This is a genomic window from Micromonospora sp. CCTCC AA 2012012, assembly GCF_040499845.1.
GTDB classification, from domain to species: domain Bacteria; phylum Actinomycetota; class Actinomycetes; order Mycobacteriales; family Micromonosporaceae; genus Micromonospora; species Micromonospora mangrovi.
The window spans coordinates 368,827-388,111 of record NZ_CP159342.1; the positions used below are offsets into that span (position 1 = coordinate 368,827).

The following is a 19,285-nucleotide window of genomic DNA, read 5'->3' on the forward strand; positions in this document are numbered from 1 at the left end:
TGCGGGTCGTGTGACGTTACGGACGCTCGACGTGCGCGCCCAGGTCGGCGAGCTTCGCCTCGAAGTCCTCGTAGCCCCGGTTGATCAGGTCGACGCCGTACACCCGGGAGGTGCCCTCGGCGGCGAGCGCCGCGATCAGGTGGCTGAACCCGGCGCGCAGGTCCGGGATGACCAGGTCGGCCGCGTGCAGCTTGCTCGGGCCGGCGATCACCGCGGAGTGCTTGAAGTTGCGCCGGCCGAAGCGGCACGGGGTGCCGCCGAGGCAGTCCCGGTAGACCTGGATGTTGGCGCCCATCGTGTTCAGCGCCTCGGTGTAGCCGAGCCGCTGCTCGTAGACCGTCTCGTGGACGATCGACAGGCCGCGGGCCTGGGTCAGCGCCACCACCAGGGGCTGCTGCCAGTCGGTCATGAAGCCGGGGTGCACGTCGGTCTCCAGCGCCACGGCGTTCAGCTCGCCGCCCGGGTGCCAGAACCGGATGCCGCCCTCCTGGCCCGGGTCGCCGAGCTTCGGCGGGCGGGCGTCGGTGACCTCGTACTCGCCGCCGACGGAGCGGAAGATGTTCAGGAACGTCATCATGTCGGCCTGCTGCGCGCCGAGCACCTCGACGTGGCCGCGGGTGGCCAGCGCGGCCGCCGCCCAGCTGGCCGCCTCGATCCGGTCCGGGATCGGCCGGTGCGTGTAGCCGTGCAGCTTCTTCACGCCCTGGATCTCGATCACCCGGTCGGTGTGGACCTTGATGATCGCGCCCATCTTCTGCAGGATGCAGATCAGGTCGATGATCTCCGGCTCCACCGCCGCGTTGCGCAGCTCGGTGACGCCCTCGGCCATCACCGCGGTCAGCAGCACCTGCTCGGTCGCGCCCACGCTCGGGTACGGCAGGGCGAACTTGGTGCCGTGCAGCCCGTTCGGCGCCGACAGGTGCAGCCCCTCCGGGGTCTTCTCCACGGTCGCGCCGAACTCGCGCAGCGCCTGGAGGTGGAAGTCGATCGGGCGCGGGCCGATGTGGCAGCCGCCCAGGTCGGGGATGAAGGCGTGGCCCAGCCGGTGCAGCAGCGGCCCGCAGAACAGGATCGGGATACGGCTGGAGCCGGCGTGCACGTTGATCTGGTCGGTGCTGGCGCTCTCGACGTTGGTGGGGTCGAAGACCAGCTCACCGTCCTCGCCGCCGTCGGTCACCTTGACCCCGTGCAGGCCGAGCAGCCCGCGGACCACCTCGACGTCGCGGATCTTCGGCACGTCGAACAGCCGGCTGGGGGAGTCGCCCAGCAGGGCGGCCACCATCGCCTTGGACACGAGGTTCTTCGCGCCGCGCACGCGGATCCGCCCTTCGAGCGGAGTTCCTCCGTGTACGACCAGGACGTCGTCGGTCAACGCAACCTCCAGCGCGTTGGTGCTGCCGTGTGAGTGAGTGGGGTCCACGATCTGCATCGCTACCCGGTACGCGGCCTGTCGAAAACGGCCCGCGGTTTGTCGTCGCCCCGGCAGCATAGCCCTCCGTGACGAAAATGGAATCGGTCACATCACCAGCGAGGGCACGAACCGGGGTGTCCGGCGCGTTTCCGTACCAGTGACGTGACCGTCCGTGATCAGGCGCCCGGCAGGGCGAGCATCTGGTCGAGGGCCACCCGGGCGTGGTGCGCGGTGTCCGGGTCGACCGTGATCCGGTTGACCACCCGACCCGCGACCAGCTCCTCCAGCGCCCAGACCAGGTGCGGCAGGTCGATCCGGTTCATCGTCGAGCAGTAGCAGACCGCCTTGTCCAGGAACATGATCTGCTTGTCCGGGTGGGCCAGCGCCAGCCGGCGGACCAGGTTCAGCTCGGTGCCGACCGCCCAGGCCGAGCCGGCCGGGGCCGACTCGATGGTCTTGATGATGTATTCGGTGGAGCCGACCTGGTCGGCGGCGGTGACCACCTCGTGCCGGCACTCGGGGTGCACCAGCACGTTGACCCCCGGCACCCGCTCCCGGACGTCGTTGACGCTGTCGAGGGTGAAGCGGCCGTGCACCGAGCAGTGGCCGCGCCAGAGGATCATCTTCGCGTCGCGCAGCTGCTCGGCGGTGAGCCCGCCGTTCGGCTTGTGCGGGTCCCAGAGCACGCAGTCGTCGAGCGAGAAGCCCATCTCCAGCACCGCCGTGTTGCGGCCCAGGTGCTGGTCGGGGAAGAAGAAGACCTTCGACCCCTGCTCGTACGCCCACTCCAGGGCGCGCCGCGCGTTGGAGGAGGTGCAGACCACGCCGCCGTGCCGGCCGACGAAGCCCTTGATGTCCGCCGAGGAGTTCATGTAGGTCACCGGGACCGTGTCGGCCGCGATGCCCAGCTCGGTCAGCACGTCCCAGGCGGTCTCGACCTGCGACAGCACCGCCATGTCGGCCATCGAGCAGCCGGCGGCCAGGTCGGGCAGGATCACCTGCTGCGCGTCCGAGGTGAGGATGTCGGCGCTCTCGGCCATGAAGTGCACGCCGCAGAAGACGATGTATTCCGCGTCGGGTCGGGCCGCCGCCTCGCGGGCCAGCTTGAACGAGTCGCCGGTCACGTCGGCGAACTGGATCACCTCGTCGCGCTGGTAGTGGTGGCCCAGCACGAAGACCTTCGTGCCGAGCGCGGCCTTCGCCGCCGCCGCGCGAGCCACCAGGTCGGGGTCGCTCGGCGCGGGGAGGTCACCCGGACACTCCACGCCACGCTCGGTGGCGGGGTCGCTGCCGCGGCCGAGGAGCAGCAGCGCAGTGGCGGTGTTGGAGGGCTCAACCCAGGTCGAAGTCACGCCTCCCATGGTCCCACAGCGCGGCGGGCCCGCAGCCGCCGCCGGTGTGGCCTGCCACACTGCTCGACATGCGCGTGCTGCTCTGCCCCGACAAGTTCGCCGGCACGCTGCCGGCCCAGGAGGTGGCCGCCGCGGTGGCCGAGGGCTGGCGGACGGTCTCCGGCACCGACGACCTGCTGCTCCGGCCGCTCGCCGACGGCGGGCCCGGCTTCGTCGCGGTGCTCGCCGAGGCGCTCGGCGGGCGGCGGCTGCCGGTGCCCACCCTGGACCCGCTCGGCCGGCCCGCCGCCGGTGAGATCCTGCTCACCGACGACGGCACCGCCTATCTGGAGAGCGCCCAGGCCTGCGGACTGCACCTGCTCACCGCCGCCGAACGCGACCCGAAGGCCACCACGTCGTACGGGCTGGGGCTGCTCGTGGCGGCCGCGGTGGAGGCCGGGGCGCGGCGGGTGGTGGTGGGGCTGGGCGGCTCCGCCACCAACGACGGGGGCGCCGGCATGCTGACGGCGCTCGGCGGCACGCCGCTGGACGAGGCCGGCCGGGCCCTGCCGTACGGGGGAGCGGCGCTGGTCGCCACCGCGACGCTGGACGGCGTGCCGCGGCTGCGCGGGGTGGACCTGGTCGCCGCCACCGACGTGGACAACCCGCTGCTCGGACTGCACGGCGCCAGCAACGTCTACGGCCCGCAGAAGGGCGCGGACCGCGCCGACGTGCTGCTGCTGGACGCCGCACTGGAGCGCTGGGCGGCGGTGCTGGAGAAGGACCTGCCCGGCTGCCCGCCCGGCCTCGGCGCGCTCCCCGGCGGGGGCGCGGCCGGCGGGCTGGGCGCCGCGATCCTGGCGCTGGGCGGTCGCTGCGAGTCCGGCATCGGCCTGGTCGCCCGGGCCATCGGGCTGGACGCGGCGCTGGACCGCGCCGACCTGGTGATCACCGGGGAGGGCTCCTTCGACCACCAGTCGCTACGCGGCAAGGTGGTGGCCGGGGTGGCCGGGGCCGCCCGCGACCGGGGGGTGCCCTGTGTGGTGCTGGCGGGACGGTTGAGCACCGGCCGGCGGGAGGCCGCCGCGGCCGGCGTCACCGAGGCGTACAGCCTGGTGGAGCACTTCGGCGGCGAGGAGCGCGGCGGCGTCGAGGCGGCGATGGCCCGGCCCGCCGAGGGGCTGCGGGCGCTCGGCGCCCGGCTGGCCCGGCAGTGGAGCCGCTGAGCGGGCCCGCCTGCGGCGCGGCTCACCGGGCCCGGACACGCCACCGGAGGTGACCGCGGCCGGGGCGGCGTACCATCGGTGCTGGACCACACCGGGAATCACTGGGCGACGAGCGACGTTGGCCAGTGCGTCCGGACCCATACCGCGCAGGGAGATTTCCACGTGACCACGCCAGCGCAGACCGAGTCGACCGAGGCCAAGGCCCCTACTTCCGTCGTCCTCACCGACGTCGCGGCGCAGAAGGTCAAGGCCCTGATCGAGCAGGAGGGCCGCGATGACCTGCGGCTCCGGGTCGCGGTGCAGCCGGGCGGCTGCTCCGGCCTGCGGTACCAGCTCTTCTTCGACGAGCGGTCGCTCGACGGTGACGTCGTGACCGACTTCGGCGGTGTCGAGGTCGTCGTCGACCGGATGAGCGCCCCCTACCTGGCCGGCGCGACGATCGACTTCGCCGACCGGATCGACGCCCAGGGCTTCACCATCGACAACCCGAACGCCGGCAACTCCTGCGCCTGCGGCGACTCGTTCAGCTGAGTCGTCCGCTCGCCCGGCCGACGTCGGGAAGCTGATCAGAAACGGCGGAACCATCCCTCGTGGGTGGTTCCGCCGTTTCTGTCGTGGCTGGGGGTTTCCCTAGAGTGACGCCCGGATGTGCGGTGGTGCACCGACCGGAGGCCGGCCGGTGACCCGGACCGGTAGGCTGACCCGCGCCGTGCTCCCGACCACGAGGGTTGACATGAAGATCGCCGTGACCGGCTCGATCGCGACCGACCACCTGATGAGCTTCCCGGGTCGCTTCGCCGACCAGCTCATCGCCGACCAGCTGGACAAGGTCTCGCTCTCCTTCCTCGTCGACGAGCTGGTGCTCCGGCGCGGCGGCACGGCCGCCAACATCGCCTTCGGCATGGCCCAGCTCGGGCTGCGCCCGGTGCTGCTCGGTGCCGTCGGCGCCGACTTCGCCGACTACCGCTCCTGGCTGGAGCGGCACGGCGTCGACTGCGACTCGGTGCACGTCAGCGAGGTCGCACACACCGCCCGGTTCGTCTGCACCACCGACACCGACATGTGCCAGATCGCGTCCTTCTACGCCGGGGCGATGAGCGAGGCGCGCAACATCGAGCTGGCCCCCGTCGCGCAGCGGCTCGGCGGCCTGGACCTGGTCCTGGTCAGCGCCAACGACCCGGCGGCGATGATCCGCCACTCGGCGGAGTGCCGGGACCGCGGCTTCGCCTTCGTGGCCGACCCGTCCCAGCAGCTCGCCCGGATGGACGGCGCGGACGTGATCGGCCTGATCGACGGCGCCGAGTACCTGATGACCAACGAGTACGAGAAGTCGCTGCTGCAGAGCAAGGCCGGGCTGAGCGACGAGCAGCTCCTGGACCGGGTCCGGGTCCGGGTCACCACGCTGGGCAAGCAGGGCGTCGAGATCGCCGGGCGGGGCTTCGACACCATCCGGGTGCCGATCGCGCGGGAGATCCAGGCGACCGACCCGACCGGCGTCGGCGACGGCTTCCGGGCCGGCTTCTTCGCCGCCCTCAACTGGGGCGTCGGCCTGGAGCGGGCCGCCCAGGTGGGCTGCCTGCTCGCCACCCTGGTGCTGGAGAACTTCGGCGGCCAGGAGTACGAGGTCCGCCGTGACCTCTTCGTCAAGCGGCTGGCCGAGTCGTACGGCGACGCGGCAGCCGACGAGGTCCGGCCGCACCTGCTGCCCTGACACCGGTGGCGCAGGGGCCCCACCGAGGGCTCCTGCGCTCACCCCAGTCGGCGCACGTCATAGCCGGGGCCGTCGGGGGAGGCGCCGACGAACTCCTGGCCGCGCATCCGGCACCAGGCCGGGATGTCCACCGCCGCCGCCGGGTCGTCGGCGAGCACCCGGACCACCGTCCCGACCGGCAGCTCCGGCAGCCGGCGGGCGAGATTGATCACCGGCAGCGGGCAGCGCTGCCCCCGGCAGTCGAGCACCTCGTCCGGTCCGCTCACAGGCCGACCTCCGTTCGCGACTGCGGGGCTCGCAAGGGCGGCTCACTCCTCGCGCTCACAGGCCGACCTCCGTTCGCGACTGCGGGGCTCGCAGGGGCGGCTCACTCCTCGCGCTCACAGGCCGACCACCCCGGCCTCGGCGCGCAGGTCGGCGACGATCCCCGGCAGCTCGGCGAGGAAGCGGTCCACGTCCGCCGCGGTGGTCTCCCGGTGCAGCGACACCCGCACGTTGCCGTGCGACAGCACCCCCATCGCCTCCAGCACGTGCGACGGCCGCAGCGTCGACGAGGTGCAGGAGGAGCCGGAGGAGACGGCGAAGCCACGCCGGTCCAGCGCGTGCAGCAGCGCCTCGCCGTCCACGTACAGGCAGGAGAAGGTCACCAGGTGGGGGAGCCGGTCGACCGGGTCGCCGACCACCTCCACGTCCGGGACCTCGGCCGCCACCCGGGCCCGGATCCGATCCACCAGCGGCGCCAGCCGGGCCGCCTCGGCCGCCGCGTCGGCCGTCGCCGCGCGCAGGCTCGCCGCCGCCGCCACGACCGCCGGCAGGTTCACCACCCCGGGGGTACGCCCCGACTCCCGTTCGTCGGCCGGATAGGGCGACTCCCAGCGGGTGCCCTTGCGGACGACCAGCAGCCCGACGCCGGGCGGCCCACCCCACTTGTGCGCACTGGCGGTCAGCACCGACCAGCCCGCCGGCACCGGCACCCGGCCGACCAGCTGCGCCGCGTCGACGTGCAGCGGCACGCCCGCCCCGGCGCAGGCGGCCGCCGCCGCGGGCACCGGCTGGACGGTCCCCACCTCGTGGCTGGCCCCGATCAGCGTGGCGAAGGCCACGCCGGGTGCCGCCACCGCGGCCGACCAGGCGTCCAGGTCGAGTCGACCGGCCCGGTCCACCGGCACCGGGACGGCCGTGCCGCCGGCCGCCACGTGTCGCTCGGCGGCGTGCAGCACGGCGGAGTGCTCGATCGCGGAGTGCACGAGCGTCGTGCCGACCCGCCGTCGCCCGGTCAGGCCGCCGAGCACGGCGGCGTGCGCCGCGGTCGTACCGCTGGGGGTGAAGGAGACCTCGTCGGCGCGGACGCCGAGGGTCTGCGCGGTGGCCTCGCGGGCGGCGTCGAGCAGCTGGCGGGCCCGGCGGGCCTGGGTGTAGAGCCTGCCGGGATCGGCCCAGCCGTCGTCCAGCGCGGCCAGCAGGGCCTGCCGGGCGACCGGGTGCAGCGGCGCGGCGGTCGCCGCGTCGAGATAGACCGGGGGCGCGCTCATGGAGTCAGACGCTATCGCGCCGGTATGCCCGGGATCCCCCCGATGGGGGCGGAGAGTGACCCCACCACGGTCCGGCCCCTCATGGTCGAGTAATCTGCGACCGTCGGTGACGCCTTTGCCGTCGGCGTAGAGAAGAACAACCGCCGCGGCGCGCTAGGGAGGCAGGACCAGGTGGTCGCAAGGAGTTCGGAGGTACGGCCGTCGGCCGTACGGCACAACGCTTCCCCAGGGGCCGGTGGGCGCCGGCGGCGTGGTGCTGGTCGGCTGGCCGGGCTCGGTCTCGGCGGAGCGGCGTTGCTGGTTCTGCTCACCGGCTGCGATGTCGGCAAGACGTTCGGCGGCTTCGGCTGGCCGCAGGGCGGCATCACCCCCGAGTCGCACCGGATGTACGACCTGTGGATCGCCTCCTGCATCGCGGCGCTCGCGGTCGGCGTCTTCGTCTGGGGTCTGATCTTCTGGTGCGTGGTCCGCTACCGGAAGCGCGGCAACGAGCTGCCGGTGCAGACCCGCTACAACATGCCGATGGAGTTCCTCTACACCATCGCGCCGATCCTGATCGTCTCCGTGCTCTTCTACTACACGGCGATCGTGCAGACGGACGTGAACAAGACGACGAAGAACCCCGACGTCACCGTCGAGGTCGTCGCCTTCAAGTGGAACTGGCAGTTCAACTACCGCGACGGCCAGGGCCGCGACGCCAACACCGTCGCCTCGACGCTGGGCACCAGCGAGGTCATCCCGGTCCTGGTGCTGCCGACCGGCAAGTCGATCCGGTTCGAGGAGCAGAGCCGCGACGTCATCCACTCCTTCTGGGTGCCGGAGCTGCTGTTCAAGCGGGACGTCATGCCGGGCAACGTGCGCAACGTCTTCGAGGTCTCCAGCCTCGACCAGGAGGGCGCGTACGTCGGCCGCTGCGCGGAACTCTGCGGCAGCTACCACGCCTTCATGAACTTCGAGCTGCGCGTCGTCTCCCCGGAGAAGTACGACCAGTTCCTCGCGGCGAAGAAGGCCGGCAAGTCGACGCAGGAAGCGCTCACCGCCATCGGTGAGAACCCGTACGCGACGACGACCGAGCCGTTCAAGACGCGCCGCAACACGGCCAACTTCAACCCGGACAGCGCCTCCGCCGGCGCGGGAAGCTGAGGGGGCGGGCATGAAGACCGAGTGGCGGATCTTCCTGATCATCGCGACGTTCCTGCTGGGTGCCACGATCCTCTACGGTGCCTGGACCGCCGGTGAGTCCGGCCGGGTCGAGTGGGTCGGCACGGTGGCCCTGCTGCTGTCGTTCCTGCTCTGCTCGATGTGCGGCGGCTTCTTCTGGTTCGTGTCCCGCCGCATCGACCTGCGCCCCGAGGACCGGGCGGACGGCGAGATCGCCGACGGTGCCGGCGAGATCGGCTTCTTCAGCCCGGGCAGCTACTGGCCGTTCGGCCTGGCGCTGGCCGCCGCGCTCGCCGGCCTCGGCCTGGTGTACTGGCAGTTCTGGCTGCTGGGCCTCGGCCTGGTGTCGGTCATCTTCGCCGCCTGCGGCCTGCTCTTCGAGTACTACACGGGCACCCGGCGCACCGCCGAGCACTGACCCGCACAGCACCTCGAAAGCCCGCCTTCCCCAGGGGAGGCGGGCTTTCGTTTTTGCCTCTGCCGTCGGCGCGAGGGTCGGGCCGACGGCGCGAGCCGGCTGCGGAGGCCCGGGGTCAGGCCCCGTCGGCGCTCACGCCGTGGTGGTGGTCAGGCCGTGGTGGTGGTCAGGCGGCGCGGCGGTGGGCCGAGGGCCGGCTGCGGCGCGCCAGGCGCGGGGCGTGGAAGGCGAAGGTGGCGATCAGCACCGCCGCGCCGCACCCGGTGCAGACCAGCTCGGGGCAGTCGGCACCGTGGTCGTCGACGCAGGGCGGCATCTCGAACAGCTGAACGCCCTCGCAGGTGTCGCAGTAGAGCTCGCGGTCCGACACGGGCGTCTCCTCTCGCTCCGGTGCCCGCCGACGGGCAGGGCCGCCATCGGCGGAAAACGGAAAATTACTCCCGTGTAGTTTGGCACGCCGGTCCGACACTTCCGGACCGGGCCCGCCCCGCGACGGCCGGTACGCCGCCATCGACACGGTCACCCTCTGGGTACCACCCACCCCCGACAGTCCCGTCAGCCGACGGCCCGCACGCCGGGGTGCGGGGGGCGCCGCGCGCGGCGGCAGCGGGGGAGTCCGGAAGCGGGACCGCAGGGAAAGGCGCGGCGGCGGCCGGGAGATCGGCGGCCAGGTTCAGAGGGAGCGGGCGACCTCGAGCCAGCGGTCGAGGGCGCGGGCGGCGGCGCCGGAGTCGACGGACTCGGCGGCCCGCGCCATCCCGGCCCGCAACGCCTCGTGCAGGTCACCGTCGAGCGGGCCCTGGGTGGCCAGCGCGGCGGCCGCGTTGACCAGCACGGCGTCCCGGACCGGGCCGGGCTCGCCGGCCAGCAGCCGACGGGCCACACCGGCGTTGTACGCGGCGTCCCCGCCCCGCAGGTCGGCCAGGGTGGCCCGGGGTACCCCGAGGTCGGCCGCGTCCAGCAGCGCCTCCCTGACGGTGCCCTGCTGGGCCACCCAGACGCGGGTCGGCGCGGCGGTGGTGAACTCGTCGAGCCCGTCCTCGCCGCGCAGCACGATCACCGAGTCACCGCGAGCGGCGAAGACGGCGGCCATCACGGGGGCCATCCGCAGATCGAAGCAGCCGACCGCGCCGGCCCGGGGGCGGGCGGGGTTGGTCAGCGGACCGAGGAAGTTGAACGCGGTGGGCACGCCGATCTCCCGGCGGACCGGGCCGGCGTGCCGCATGCCCGGGTGGAACCGGGCGGCGAAGCAGAAGCCGATGCCCGCCTCCGCCACGCACTCGGCGACCTGCTCGGGGCCGAGGTCCAGCGGGATGCCGAAGTGTTCGAGCAGGTCCGCGGTGCCGCAGAGGGACGAGGCGGCGCGGTTGCCGTGCTTCACCACCCGGACCCCGGCGCCGGCCACCACCAGGGCGGTCATGGTGGAGATGTTCACCGTGTGCGCGAGGTCACCGCCGGTGCCGACCACGTCCAGCGCGGTGCGCCGCAGCTCCTCCGGCAGGTGCACCTCGACCGACCGGCCGAGCATCGCCTCGACCAGCCCGGCCAGCTCGGCCGGGGTCTCGCCCTTGGCGCGCAGCGCGACCGCGAAGGCGGCCACCTGCGCCGGGCTGGCCGCCCCGGTCATGATCTCGTCCATCGCCCACGAGGTGTCGGCGGTGGAGAGCTCCTCGCCGCGCAGCAGCGCGTTGAGCAGCAGCGGCCAGGTCCGTTCGCCCATGGTGGGCCTCCCGAGCGTGCGGATGGGGGTGGAACGGCGGCGACGCCACGGCCGCGGTGCCGTGGCGTCGGGGAGTCCGGTCAGGCGGCGGCGGGCGTCCGCCGGAGCACCTCGGCGACGGTCGTGCCGGTGGTCACCGGGTCGAGCGGGTGCAGCAGGGTGGCGTCGACCTGGGCGTACGCGGCCAGCCAGCGGTCGGCGGCGCGGGCGATCACCACGCAGGTGGGCGGGGCGTCGTCGCGGTCGTCCTTGATCTGCCGGGCGATGCCGATGCCGCCGCCCGGGGAGGCCTCACCGTCGAGCAGGAGCAGGTCGATCTCGTAGTCGTCGACCAGGCGCACGCACTCGGCGTAGTCGGCGGCCTCGACGAACTCGATCTCCAGGCCGGGCGCCGGCCGGGTGCCGACGGCCAGCCGCATCCGGTCCCGGACCAACGGGTCGTCGCTGTAGAGCAGGACGGTGCACAGACGATCGCTCATGGCTGGCTTGACTCCCACCTTCGTAGCTGCCCGCCGATCGTAGCGGGCATCACATTCCGTCGGGTGAGCCGCCCCGCGTACCCCTCCGGTGGGTCAGGCGGCGGATTCCGCGGCGCGCTGGCGGGCCTCCTGGCGGTCCAGCTCGCGGTCGGTCCGGCGGGCCTCGCGCTCCGACTGCCTGATCCACTGCAGCACCAGCACGGCCAGCATGGTGACGCTGACGAACTCGCCACCGGCCCACAGGACGCCACCGGCGACGACCTGGTCGTTCCACGGGTCCGACCAGCTCAGGTGCAACGACGGGTACCAGTCGCCGCCGAAGAGCGTGGTGCTCTGCATGATGGTGAGACCGAGCACGGTGTGGAACGGCACGGAGAGCACCATCAGCAGGGCCCGGGCCGGGTACGGCCAGCGGCCCGGCAGCGGGTCCAGGCCGACCAGCGGCCAGAAGAACACGCAGCCGGTCATGATGAAGTGCGCGTGCACCAGCTCGTGCGCCCACTCGTGCTGCAACGTGAAGTGGTAGAGATCCGTGAAGTAGAGCGCGAACGGGTTCACCACGAAGATGGCGAACGCCACCAGCGGGAAGCTGTAGATCCGCGCGATCCGGCTGTGCACGATCGCCAGCAGCCGCTTGCGCGGCCGGACCGGCAGGGTGCGCAGGGCGAGCGTCACCGGGGCGCCGAGCGCCAGGAAGATCGGCGCGATCATCGACAGCACCATGTGCTGGACCATGTGCACCGACAGCAGCACCGTGTCGTAGGCGTGCAGCCCGCTGACGGTGACCGACGCGATACCGCCGAGGCCGGGGCCGAGGAAGGCGACTGTCCGGGCGACCGGCCAGCGGTCGCCGCGCAGCCGCAGCCGGTGTACGCCGTACAGGTAGAGACCGGCGGCGACGACCAGCCCGAGGGCGAGCCAGCTGTCGAACCGGGTCTCGGTGAACACCCGGACGACGGTGAACGGTGGCGGGACGGCCTCGCCTCCCGCCGCCAGGCTCGGCGGAGCGGCCGAGGTCGCGGCGAAGATCGGATCGACGTGCAGCACGCTTTTCAGCGTATGCCAGGCGAACCGGACCACCCCGATCGGGCCACGGATGGCGCTGGTTTGCCACCCCGCTGATCGCCGGCCCCGGTCAAGGGCAATAATGACCGCGTGACTGCGGCCCCAGCCATTGACAAGAGCCGGATCCACTCCCTGACGCGTCCCAACATGGTCAGCGTCGGGACGATCGTGTGGCTCTCCAGCGAACTCATGTTCTTCGCGGCGCTGTTCGCGATGTACTTCTCGATCCGCGCGGCGGCGCCGGAGCAGTGGGAGAAGCACACCGAGGTTCTCAACATCCCCTATGCGACCACCTTCACGGTGATCCTGGTGTTGTCCTCGGTGACCTGCCAGCTCGGTGTCTTCGCGGCCGAGAAGGGTGACGTCCACGCCCTGCGGCGTTGGTTCACGATCACCTTCGTGATGGGTCTGATCTTCGTACTCGGGCAGGCGAACGAGTACCGCAACCTGGTGCACGAGGGTGTCAAGATCAACGGAGACGGGTACGGGTCGATGTTCTACCTGACCACCGGCTTCCACGGTCTGCACGTGACCGGCGGTCTCATCGCCTTCATCATCTTCATGATCCGCACCACCATGGGCCGGTTCACCCCGGCGCAGGCCACGTCGGCGATCGTCGTGTCCTACTACTGGCACTTCGTCGACGTCGTGTGGATCGGGCTCTACGCCATGATCTACTGGCTTCAGTGATCTTGGCGCGTCACGAACAGCGCCGCTGCTCCGTCCCCTGAGACAAGGTCCAACCCGGTTAAGGACACAGGTCATGACTTCTGACAACGACCGCCGACGCGGTCTGCTCGCGCTGTTGCGCGGGCGGCCCGTGGCGCGCAGCAGGGGCCGCCGCCGGCTGGGCGCCGCGGTCCGGCTGTTCGCCGCGCTGATGCTGGCCGGCGGCGCCTACACCGTCTTCGCCCCCGGCGCCCAGGCGCAGGACAACCCCCCGCTGAGCGCCGCCGCCGGTGAGGGCAAGGCGCTGTTCGACGTGAGCTGTGTGACCTGTCACGGTCGCAACGCCCAGGGCATCGAGGGGCGCGGCCCGAGCCTGATCGGCGTCGGCTCGGCGTCGGTCGAGTTCCAGGTGGGCAGCGGCCGGATGCCGATGGCCCGGCAGGAAGCCCAGGCCATGCGGAAGCCGCCGCAGTTCACCGACGAGCAGGTGCGTCAGCTCGGTCAGTACATCCAGGAGCTCGGCGGCGGCCCGCAGGTCCCCGCGGGCAACGACCTGCACCAGGGCGCGAACGTCTCCGCCGGTGGTGAACTCTTCCGGATCAACTGCTCGCAGTGCCACGCCTTCGGTGGCGGCGGCGGTGCCCTCTCCTCCGGCAAGTACGCCCCGAGCCTGCGGCCGGCGAGCGACCGGCAGATCTACGCCGCCATGCTGAGCGGCCCGCAGAACATGCCGGTCTTCGGCGACAACCAGCTGCGGCCGGAGCAGAAGGCGGAGATCATCGCCTACATCCAGGAGAACCTGAAGCACACCCAGGACCAGGGCGGCTTCAACCTGGGCCGGTACGGTCCGTCGACCGAGGGCCTGGCGATCTTCCTGGTCGGCATCGTGGCGCTGGTCTTCGCGAGCCTCTGGATTGCGGGCAAGTCGTGACCGGAGCAATCATTGGTTTCCGTGCTGTGGTGCCGTCCGCCGGCACCGCCCGTAGCGAGGTGACGGCATGAGCACCCACACCGAGCACCAGGCCCCGCAGGGCCGGGAGCCGCTCGACGTGAACGACCCCCGGCTCTCCCGGTTCGAGATCATGCAGGAGGGCGCGCGGCGGGACGACATCGAGATCGTCCACTACGAGCCGCAGGTCGTCCCCGGCACCAAGGCGGAGCGCCGGCTGACCCGGCTGGTCGCCTCGATGTTCCTGCTGACCGGCCTCGCCGCGACCGCGTTCCTGGTGATCTACATCTGGTGGCCGTGGAAGTGGGAGGCCGGCCGGGGTGGTGACAAGTACTACACCCCGCTGCTCGGCCTGACCCTGGGCCTCGCGCTGCTGGGCATCGGCTTCGGCATCCTCACCTGGGGCAAGAAGCTGCTGCCCAAGGAGGTGTCGATCCAGGACCGGCACGACCAGCCGGGTTCCCCGGAGGACCGCAAGATCACCGGCGAGACGATGCTCTTCCTCGCCGACGAGATGGGCGTCCGGCGCCGGCCGCTGCTCGGCATCTCGCTGCTGGCCGGTCTCGCGCCGGTCGGCGCGGTGGCCGCGGCCCCGCTGGTCGGTGGCCTGATCTCCAACCCGCACAAGAACAACCAGATGTTCACCACCGGCTTCGCGCCGGCGGAGGGCAAGCGGATCCGGCTGGTCCGTGAGGACGGCCGGCCGATCCGCCCGGCGGACGTCAGCGCGGGTGGTCAGCTCACCGTCTTCCCCGGCATCGAGGAGGGTGTGAGCAACAAGCACGCCGACTCCCCGACCCTGCTGATCCACCTGCGGGAGGACGACGCGCAGGCGTCCCGGGAGGCCAACTCCCGGGTCGGCCACGGTGACTACATGTGGGGCAACTACGCGGCGTTCTCCAAGATCTGCACGCACGCCGGCTGCCCGGCCAGCCTCTACGAGCAGCAGACGAACCGGCTGCTCTGCCCGTGCCACCAGTCCCAGTTCCTGATCACCGACAACGCCCGACCGGTCTTCGGCCCGGCCAGCCGACGGCTCCCGCAGCTGCCGATCGAGGTGGACGAAGAGGGCTTCTTCGTCGCGAAGTCCGACTACACCGAAACCATCGGTCCCGACTTCTGGGAGCGGCCATGAAGCGCCGAAAGTTTGACGTAGCAGCGGTGCCGGCCAAGACCGCCGGAGCGGTGGACGACCGCTTCCAGGTGGCGACCCCGCTGCGCAAGCTCCTCAACAAGGTCTTCCCCGACCACTGGTCCTTCCTGCTCGGCGAGATCGCGCTCTTCTCGTTCGTCGTGCTGCTGATGACCGGTGTCTTCCTGACCTTCTTCTACGAGCCGGCGATGACCGAGGTCGTCTACAACGGCAGCTACGCCCCGCTGCGGGGCACGCCGATGTCGGCCGCGTACGCCTCCAGCCTGGACCTGTCGTTCGACGTCCGGGGTGGTCTGATCATGCGGCAGATGCACCACTGGGCGGCGCTGCTGTTCATGGCCGCGATCGTGGTGCACATGCTCCGGGTCTTCTTCACCGGCGCGTTCCGCAAGCCGCGGGAGACGAACTGGATCATCGGTTCGCTGCTGTTCTGGGTCGGCTTCCTGGCCGGCTTCACCGGCTACTCGCTCCCGGACGACGGCCTCTCCGGCACCGGCCTGCGGATCGCCTCCGGCATCATGCTCTCCATCCCGGTGATCGGCTCCTGGCTGACCTCGTCGATCTTCGGCGGGGAGTTCCCCGGCGAGATCATCATCAGCCGCTTCTTCATCGCCCACGTGCTGCTCATCCCGGGCCTGCTCGTGGCGCTGATCAGCGCCCACCTCGGCCTGGTCTTCAAGCAGAAGCACACCCAGTGGCCCGGCCCCGGCCGGACCAACGAGAACGTGGTCGGCGAGCGGATGTTCCCGCGCTACGCGCTCAAGCAGGGCGGCTTCTTCATGGTCGTCTTCGGCGTGATCGCGCTGATGGGTGGCCTCTTCCAGATCAACCCGATCTGGTACTTCGGCCCGTACGAGGCGTGGGTGGTCTCGGCCGCCAGCCAGCCCGACTGGTACGTCATGTTCCTCGACGGCTCGACCCGCCTCATGCCGGCGTGGCAGATCAACATCCCGATCGGCGACGGGTACGTCATCCCGCCGCTGTTCTGGCCGACGGTCGTGCTGCCGGGCATCCTGGTCGGCCTGTCGACGATGTACCCGTTCGTGGAGGCCCGCCGCCTCAAGGACTACAAGCACCACAACCTGCTCCAGCGGCCCCGGGACGTACCCGCCCGGACCGCGGTGGGTGCCATGGCGGTGGCCTTCTACGTCGTGCTGACCCTCTCCGGCGGCAACGACGTGATCGCCGACAAGTTCCACATCAGCCTCAATGCGATGACCTGGGCAGGTCGGGTCGGTCTGCTGGTCGTCCCGCCGCTGGCCTACTACGTGGCCTACCGCCTCTGCCTCGGTCTGCAGCAGCACGACCGTGAGGTGCTGGCCCACGGCGTGGAGACCGGCATCATCAAGCGGCTGCCGGACGGCCGGTTCGTCGAGGTCCACCAGCCGCTCACCGCGGCCGACGGGCACGACGGCCACGCCCCCGCGCTGGACTACGTCGGCTGGGTGGTGCCCAAGAAGATGAACCGGCTCGGTGCCCTCGGGCCCGCCATCCGGGGCTTCTTCTATCCGATCGAGCGGCCGGCCGAGGCGCCGGTCTCGCCGGGGCACCCCCCGGTGGAGCCCCGCCCCGAGCGGGAGGAGATCGGCAGCGGCGAGAGCCGCCGCTGACCGCCCCGGAACGACCGACCGTGGCGCCCACCGGATCTCCGGTGGGCGCCACGGCCTTTCGCGTACGCGAAACGCCCCACCGGGGCGCTCCGGCGGCCGGAACGGACACCGCGCGGGTGTGCCGTGGCGGTCGTCCTGCCCGTCCCTCCCCACCCCCGACCCGGACGGGTGGAATCGCAGGAATAACCCCGGTCAGCCGGGTATCCGTGCGGTCCAACGTCTCAAGGGGGGGAAAGCATGTTGGGAATCAAACGCCTGGGTCTGCTGGCGGCGCTGGTGCTCGTGGGGCTGGCACCGGCGGCGGCCGCGCAGGCGGCGGCACAGCCGTCGACGCAGGACACCCAGTACCTGCAGGCGGTGCACCAGGTGAACCTGGCGGAGATCGTCACCGGCAACCTGGCGCAGCAGAAGGGGCAGAACCAGCAGGTCAAGGAGCTGGGTAAGCAGTTCGTGACGGACCACACCCAGCTCGACCAGTCGGTGCAGAGCACGGCTTCGCAGCTGAACGTGCAGCTGCCGAGCCAGCCCACCGCCGACCAGCAGAAGGTGGTCGACAAGCTGAACAAGCTCAGCGGCGCCGAGTTCGACAAGGCGTGGGTGACGGCCGAGCTGGCCGGTCACGTGCAGGCCATCCAGGCCACCCAGACCGAGATCTCGCAGGGCTCCGAGCAGTCGGTGATCCAGCTCGCCCAGGACGCCCTGCCGGTCCTCCAGGCGCACTACGACGCGCTGGTGGCCCTGGCCCAGACCCTGGGCGTCCCGGTCCCGCAGACCAGCGCCAGCGGCACGCCCGGCCCGGGCGTCAGCACCTCGCCGGCCCCGGGTGGCACCCAGTCCCCGGCTCCGGGCGGCACCGAGTCGCCGGCTCCGGGCACCACGGAGACGCCTGCTCCGAGCCAGAGCTGACGTCGACACACCGGCGGTGGCCGGTCCGCCCTCCGGGGCGGGCCGGCCACCGGCGCGTACGGCGGGATCAGTCGGCGCTGGCCAGCCCGATGGCGAAGGCCTCCTCCAGGTCGTGCTGGGAGTAGGCCCGGAAGGCGATGTGCGACTCGGTGTTGAGCACCCCGGGCACCTTGGAGATGCTGCCGGCGATGACCTGGGCGATCTGTTCGAACTCCCGGACCCGGACCATGGCGATCAGGTCGACGTGCCCGGCCACCGAGTAGACCTCGCTGACGCCGGGGAGGTTGGCCAGGTTCTCGGCCACCTCGGGGATGGAGTCGGTGGCGCAGTCGATCAGCACGATCGCGGTGATCACGGGACATTTCTCCGTTCGTCGGCGTCGTCGCCCATGCTAGAGGTTCTCGTGGTCACGCCGTCCCCGGCTCGTCGATCCGGCCGGCCGGCACGGTCAGGTCGACCCCGGCCCGGACGGCGTCGGTGAGCCGCTCGTCGGGGCCGACCGTGGCGCCCGGCCAGACCACCGTCCGGGTCACCTCGCCGACCACCGTCGCGCCCGCCCCCACCACCGACCGGCGGACCCGGCCGGTGACCGTCGCCGACGGGTCGACCAGGCTGTCGACCCCGGCCGCGTGCAGGTTCGCCGCCAGGTAGTCGGCCGGGGTGCCGGTGTCCCAGAAGGTGCCGGGATAGGCCACCACCTCCAGCGCGCCGGCCGCCTCCGCCGGCCGCCACACCGCCCGGACCAGGTCGCCGAAGGCCGCCGGCAGGTCCCGGACCAGCCGCCACGGCAGCAGCGAGAACCCGACGAACCGGTGGCCGGCGAAGGTGCCGGGTTCGGCCGGGTCGTCGGCCGGCTGGCCGAGCAGGCGTACGCTCCGCCCGTCCCAGCCGTCCAGCAGCGCGGCGATGTCGGGGCCGGGCGGGGCCGCCGGGTCGGCCAGGTAGGCGTCCGCGTTGCCGACCAACACCCCCCGGCCGGCGATCCAGTCCCGCAGGTTGCCCAGGCCGCCGGCGGTGCCCAGCGGGTCACCCGGCTCGACCGACAGGTGGGCCCGCGACCCGACGTGCGCCACCACCTGCTCGCCCAGATAGCAGGCGTTCACCGCGACGCGTCCGGGACCGGTGAGCCCGAGACCGGCCAGCCGGTCCAGGGCGCGGTCGAGCAGCGGCACGTTGCCGACCGGGCAGAGCGCCTTGGGCAGCCGCGCGGTCAGCGGCCGCAGCCGGGTGCCCTCGCCCGCGGCGAGCACCACCGCGCAGACCTCCACCGCCGCCCGCCGGCCCGGGTCCGTGGTCCTGCCCGGCCCGGCGGTCCCGCCCGGTTCCCTGGTTCCGCCCGGTCCCGTCGGGACGGGGGTGGTGCGGCCGGGGACCGGCCGGGAGTCGGTCATGCCCCCGGTCGGGTGGCCGGCGGGACCTGTCCGGCCTGCGGGCCGATGCCGTAGCGGCCGAGCAGCCCGGCGGTGGCCCGGGCCAGCCGGGGCAGGTCGTCCAGCGGGTGCCAGACCGCCTCCAGCACCTCCGCGCCGTCGACCGTCAGCGCGGTGGTCGACGCCGGCAGCTCCACCTCGAAGACCATGTCCACCCAGCCCTTGGCGTGCACCACGGCGTTCGGCACCGCCGGTCGCAGCCGCTCGGGGGCGAGCCGGATGCCGGTCTCCTCGAACAACTCCCGGGCCGCGCCCACCACCGGAGACTCACCCCGTTGCAGCAGGCCGGCCGGGAGGGTCCAGCTGTAACCCGGCGGCTGGCGCAGCAGCAGCAGGCGCCCGGCGCCGTCGGCCTCGCTGTCCCGGACCAGGGTGACCGCCCCGACGATGTACTTCGGCACGGTCAGCCGGACCAGTCGGCGGCGTACCGGGACGGGGAGGCGGTAGAAGAACCGGTAGCCGAGGGCCCGCCCGGTGGCACGTGCGCGAGGGATCATGCCTCCAGGCTAGTGGG

Annotated in this window: 21 protein-coding genes; 10 read left to right on the plus strand and 11 right to left on the minus strand. The window is 72.2% G+C overall.

What is annotated here, in order from left to right; translation table 11 throughout:
• Positions 1–16: 16 nt before the first annotated feature.
• Positions 17–1,429: a UDP-N-acetylglucosamine 1-carboxyvinyltransferase gene (murA, locus tag ABUL08_RS01775; protein ID WP_350933885.1), complete on the minus strand. Its 1,413-nt coding sequence runs from the start codon at positions 1,427–1,429 to the stop codon at positions 17–19.
• 158 nt (positions 1,430–1,587) lie between these two features.
• Positions 1,588–2,763: a quinolinate synthase NadA gene (nadA, locus tag ABUL08_RS01780; protein ID WP_350933886.1), complete on the minus strand. Its 1,176-nt coding sequence runs from the start codon at positions 2,761–2,763 to the stop codon at positions 1,588–1,590.
• A gap of 68 nt (positions 2,764–2,831) precedes the next feature.
• Between nadA and ABUL08_RS01785 the strand changes: the two genes are divergently transcribed.
• From ABUL08_RS01785 to ABUL08_RS01795, 3 genes are all read left to right on the plus strand, one after another.
• Complete coding sequence (locus ABUL08_RS01785; protein ID WP_350933887.1) at positions 2,832–3,968, plus strand: glycerate kinase family protein; 1,137 nt, start codon at positions 2,832–2,834, stop codon at positions 3,966–3,968.
• A 162-nt stretch (positions 3,969–4,130) separates the two neighbouring features.
• Positions 4,131–4,499, plus strand: coding sequence for an iron-sulfur cluster insertion protein ErpA (gene erpA, locus ABUL08_RS01790; protein WP_242793048.1), 369 nt, complete (start codon positions 4,131–4,133; stop codon positions 4,497–4,499).
• A 202-nt stretch (positions 4,500–4,701) separates the two neighbouring features.
• Positions 4,702–5,679, plus strand: coding sequence for a carbohydrate kinase family protein (locus ABUL08_RS01795; RefSeq protein ID WP_350933889.1), 978 nt, complete (start codon positions 4,702–4,704; stop codon positions 5,677–5,679).
• 38 nt (positions 5,680–5,717) lie between these two features.
• Here the strand turns inward: ABUL08_RS01795 and ABUL08_RS01800 are convergent, their stop codons facing one another.
• Together ABUL08_RS01800 and ABUL08_RS01805 are read right to left on the minus strand one after the other, a co-directional pair.
• Positions 5,718–5,945: a sulfurtransferase TusA family protein gene (locus ABUL08_RS01800; RefSeq protein ID WP_350933890.1), complete on the minus strand. Its 228-nt coding sequence runs from the start codon at positions 5,943–5,945 to the stop codon at positions 5,718–5,720.
• A gap of 114 nt (positions 5,946–6,059) precedes the next feature.
• Positions 6,060–7,211, minus strand: a complete 1,152-nt coding sequence (locus tag ABUL08_RS01805) for a cysteine desulfurase family protein (RefSeq protein ID WP_350933891.1) — start codon at positions 7,209–7,211, stop codon at positions 6,060–6,062.
• Between the two features lie 171 nt (positions 7,212–7,382).
• Between ABUL08_RS01805 and ctaC the strand changes: the two genes are divergently transcribed.
• Positions 7,383–8,354, plus strand: coding sequence for an aa3-type cytochrome oxidase subunit II (gene ctaC, locus ABUL08_RS01810; RefSeq protein ID WP_350933892.1), 972 nt, complete (start codon positions 7,383–7,385; stop codon positions 8,352–8,354).
• 10 nt (positions 8,355–8,364) lie between these two features.
• Positions 8,365–8,790, plus strand: a complete 426-nt coding sequence (locus ABUL08_RS01815; protein WP_350933893.1) for a cytochrome c oxidase subunit 4 — start codon at positions 8,365–8,367, stop codon at positions 8,788–8,790.
• 166 nt (positions 8,791–8,956) lie between these two features.
• Here ABUL08_RS01815 and ABUL08_RS01820 read toward each other — a convergent pair whose 3' ends face one another.
• The 4 genes from ABUL08_RS01820 to ABUL08_RS01835 all read right to left on the minus strand — a co-directional run bounded on the left by ABUL08_RS01820 (position 8,957) and on the right by ABUL08_RS01835 (position 12,036).
• On the minus strand, positions 8,957–9,160 hold the full coding sequence (locus ABUL08_RS01820; RefSeq protein WP_350933894.1) for a hypothetical protein: 204 nt from the start codon (positions 9,158–9,160) through the stop codon (positions 8,957–8,959).
• Between the two features lie 303 nt (positions 9,161–9,463).
• Positions 9,464–10,510 (minus strand): anthranilate phosphoribosyltransferase, encoded by a 1,047-nt coding sequence (gene trpD / locus ABUL08_RS01825; protein ID WP_350933895.1) that lies wholly within the window; start codon positions 10,508–10,510, stop codon positions 9,464–9,466.
• An 80-nt stretch (positions 10,511–10,590) separates the two neighbouring features.
• Positions 10,591–10,989 carry a helix-turn-helix domain-containing protein gene (locus tag ABUL08_RS01830; RefSeq protein WP_350933897.1) on the minus strand — a complete coding sequence of 133 codons (399 nt, stop codon included), beginning with the start codon at positions 10,987–10,989 and terminating at the stop codon, positions 10,591–10,593.
• Between the two features lie 93 nt (positions 10,990–11,082).
• Positions 11,083–12,036 (minus strand): cytochrome c oxidase assembly protein, encoded by a 954-nt coding sequence (locus tag ABUL08_RS01835; RefSeq protein WP_377521799.1) that lies wholly within the window; start codon positions 12,034–12,036, stop codon positions 11,083–11,085.
• A gap of 108 nt (positions 12,037–12,144) precedes the next feature.
• Here ABUL08_RS01835 and ctaE point away from each other — a divergent pair, with 108 nt between their 5' ends.
• The 5 genes from ctaE (at position 12,145) to ABUL08_RS01860 (ending at position 17,341) form a co-directional block, all read left to right on the plus strand.
• Positions 12,145–12,744, plus strand: a complete 600-nt coding sequence (gene ctaE, locus ABUL08_RS01840) for an aa3-type cytochrome oxidase subunit III (protein WP_350933898.1) — start codon at positions 12,145–12,147, stop codon at positions 12,742–12,744.
• Between the two features lie 73 nt (positions 12,745–12,817).
• Positions 12,818–13,654 carry a cytochrome bc1 complex diheme cytochrome c subunit gene (qcrC, locus tag ABUL08_RS01845; protein ID WP_350933899.1) on the plus strand — a complete coding sequence of 279 codons (837 nt, stop codon included), beginning with the start codon at positions 12,818–12,820 and terminating at the stop codon, positions 13,652–13,654.
• A 67-nt stretch (positions 13,655–13,721) separates the two neighbouring features.
• On the plus strand, positions 13,722–14,807 hold the full coding sequence (gene qcrA / locus ABUL08_RS01850) for a cytochrome bc1 complex Rieske iron-sulfur subunit (RefSeq protein ID WP_350933900.1): 1,086 nt from the start codon (positions 13,722–13,724) through the stop codon (positions 14,805–14,807).
• Positions 14,804–16,435, plus strand: coding sequence for a cytochrome bc1 complex cytochrome b subunit (gene qcrB / locus ABUL08_RS01855; RefSeq protein ID WP_350933901.1), 1,632 nt, complete (start codon positions 14,804–14,806; stop codon positions 16,433–16,435). Before qcrA ends, qcrB begins: the two co-directional genes overlap by 4 nt.
• A gap of 237 nt (positions 16,436–16,672) precedes the next feature.
• Positions 16,673–17,341, plus strand: coding sequence for a DUF4142 domain-containing protein (locus ABUL08_RS01860; protein WP_350933902.1), 669 nt, complete (start codon positions 16,673–16,675; stop codon positions 17,339–17,341).
• A 67-nt stretch (positions 17,342–17,408) separates the two neighbouring features.
• Here ABUL08_RS01860 and ABUL08_RS01865 read toward each other — a convergent pair whose 3' ends face one another.
• From ABUL08_RS01865 to ABUL08_RS01875, 3 genes are read right to left on the minus strand one after another with little or no spacing between them, the layout of a single operon-like run.
• Complete coding sequence (locus ABUL08_RS01865; RefSeq protein ID WP_343445870.1) at positions 17,409–17,696, minus strand: Lrp/AsnC family transcriptional regulator; 288 nt, start codon at positions 17,694–17,696, stop codon at positions 17,409–17,411.
• Positions 17,697–17,748: 52 nt separating this feature from the next.
• Positions 17,749–18,732, minus strand: coding sequence for a nucleotidyltransferase family protein (locus ABUL08_RS01870; protein WP_350933903.1), 984 nt, complete (start codon positions 18,730–18,732; stop codon positions 17,749–17,751).
• On the minus strand, positions 18,729–19,268 hold the full coding sequence (locus ABUL08_RS01875) for an NUDIX hydrolase (protein WP_350933904.1): 540 nt from the start codon (positions 19,266–19,268) through the stop codon (positions 18,729–18,731). Before ABUL08_RS01875 ends, ABUL08_RS01870 begins: the two co-directional genes overlap by 4 nt.
• Between the last annotated feature and the right edge of the window lie 17 nt (positions 19,269–19,285).

Excerpts from the sequence above, each read along its gene's own strand:
- ABUL08_RS01795 (WP_350933889.1), top strand. The coding sequence starts at position 4,702 with ATGAAGATCGCCGTGACCGGCTCGATCGCGACCGACCACCTGATGAGC.
- ABUL08_RS01805 (WP_350933891.1), bottom strand. The coding sequence starts at position 7,211 with ATGAGCGCGCCCCCGGTCTATCTCGACGCGGCGACCGCCGCGCCGCTG.
- qcrC (WP_350933899.1), top strand. The coding sequence starts at position 12,818 with ATGACTTCTGACAACGACCGCCGACGCGGTCTGCTCGCGCTGTTGCGC.
- ABUL08_RS01785 (WP_350933887.1), top strand. The coding sequence starts at position 2,832 with ATGCGCGTGCTGCTCTGCCCCGACAAGTTCGCCGGCACGCTGCCGGCC.
- ABUL08_RS01830 (WP_350933897.1), bottom strand. The coding sequence starts at position 10,989 with ATGAGCGATCGTCTGTGCACCGTCCTGCTCTACAGCGACGACCCGTTG.
- ABUL08_RS01860 (WP_350933902.1), top strand. The coding sequence starts at position 16,673 with ATGTTGGGAATCAAACGCCTGGGTCTGCTGGCGGCGCTGGTGCTCGTG.
- ABUL08_RS01870 (WP_350933903.1), bottom strand. The coding sequence starts at position 18,732 with ATGACCGACTCCCGGCCGGTCCCCGGCCGCACCACCCCCGTCCCGACG.
- qcrA (WP_350933900.1), top strand. The coding sequence starts at position 13,722 with ATGAGCACCCACACCGAGCACCAGGCCCCGCAGGGCCGGGAGCCGCTC.
- ABUL08_RS01815 (WP_350933893.1), top strand. The coding sequence starts at position 8,365 with ATGAAGACCGAGTGGCGGATCTTCCTGATCATCGCGACGTTCCTGCTG.
- murA (WP_350933885.1), bottom strand. The coding sequence starts at position 1,429 with ATGCAGATCGTGGACCCCACTCACTCACACGGCAGCACCAACGCGCTG.
- trpD (WP_350933895.1), bottom strand. The coding sequence starts at position 10,510 with ATGGGCGAACGGACCTGGCCGCTGCTGCTCAACGCGCTGCTGCGCGGC.
- ABUL08_RS01875 (WP_350933904.1), bottom strand. The coding sequence starts at position 19,268 with ATGATCCCTCGCGCACGTGCCACCGGGCGGGCCCTCGGCTACCGGTTC.
- qcrB (WP_350933901.1), top strand. The coding sequence starts at position 14,804 with ATGAAGCGCCGAAAGTTTGACGTAGCAGCGGTGCCGGCCAAGACCGCC.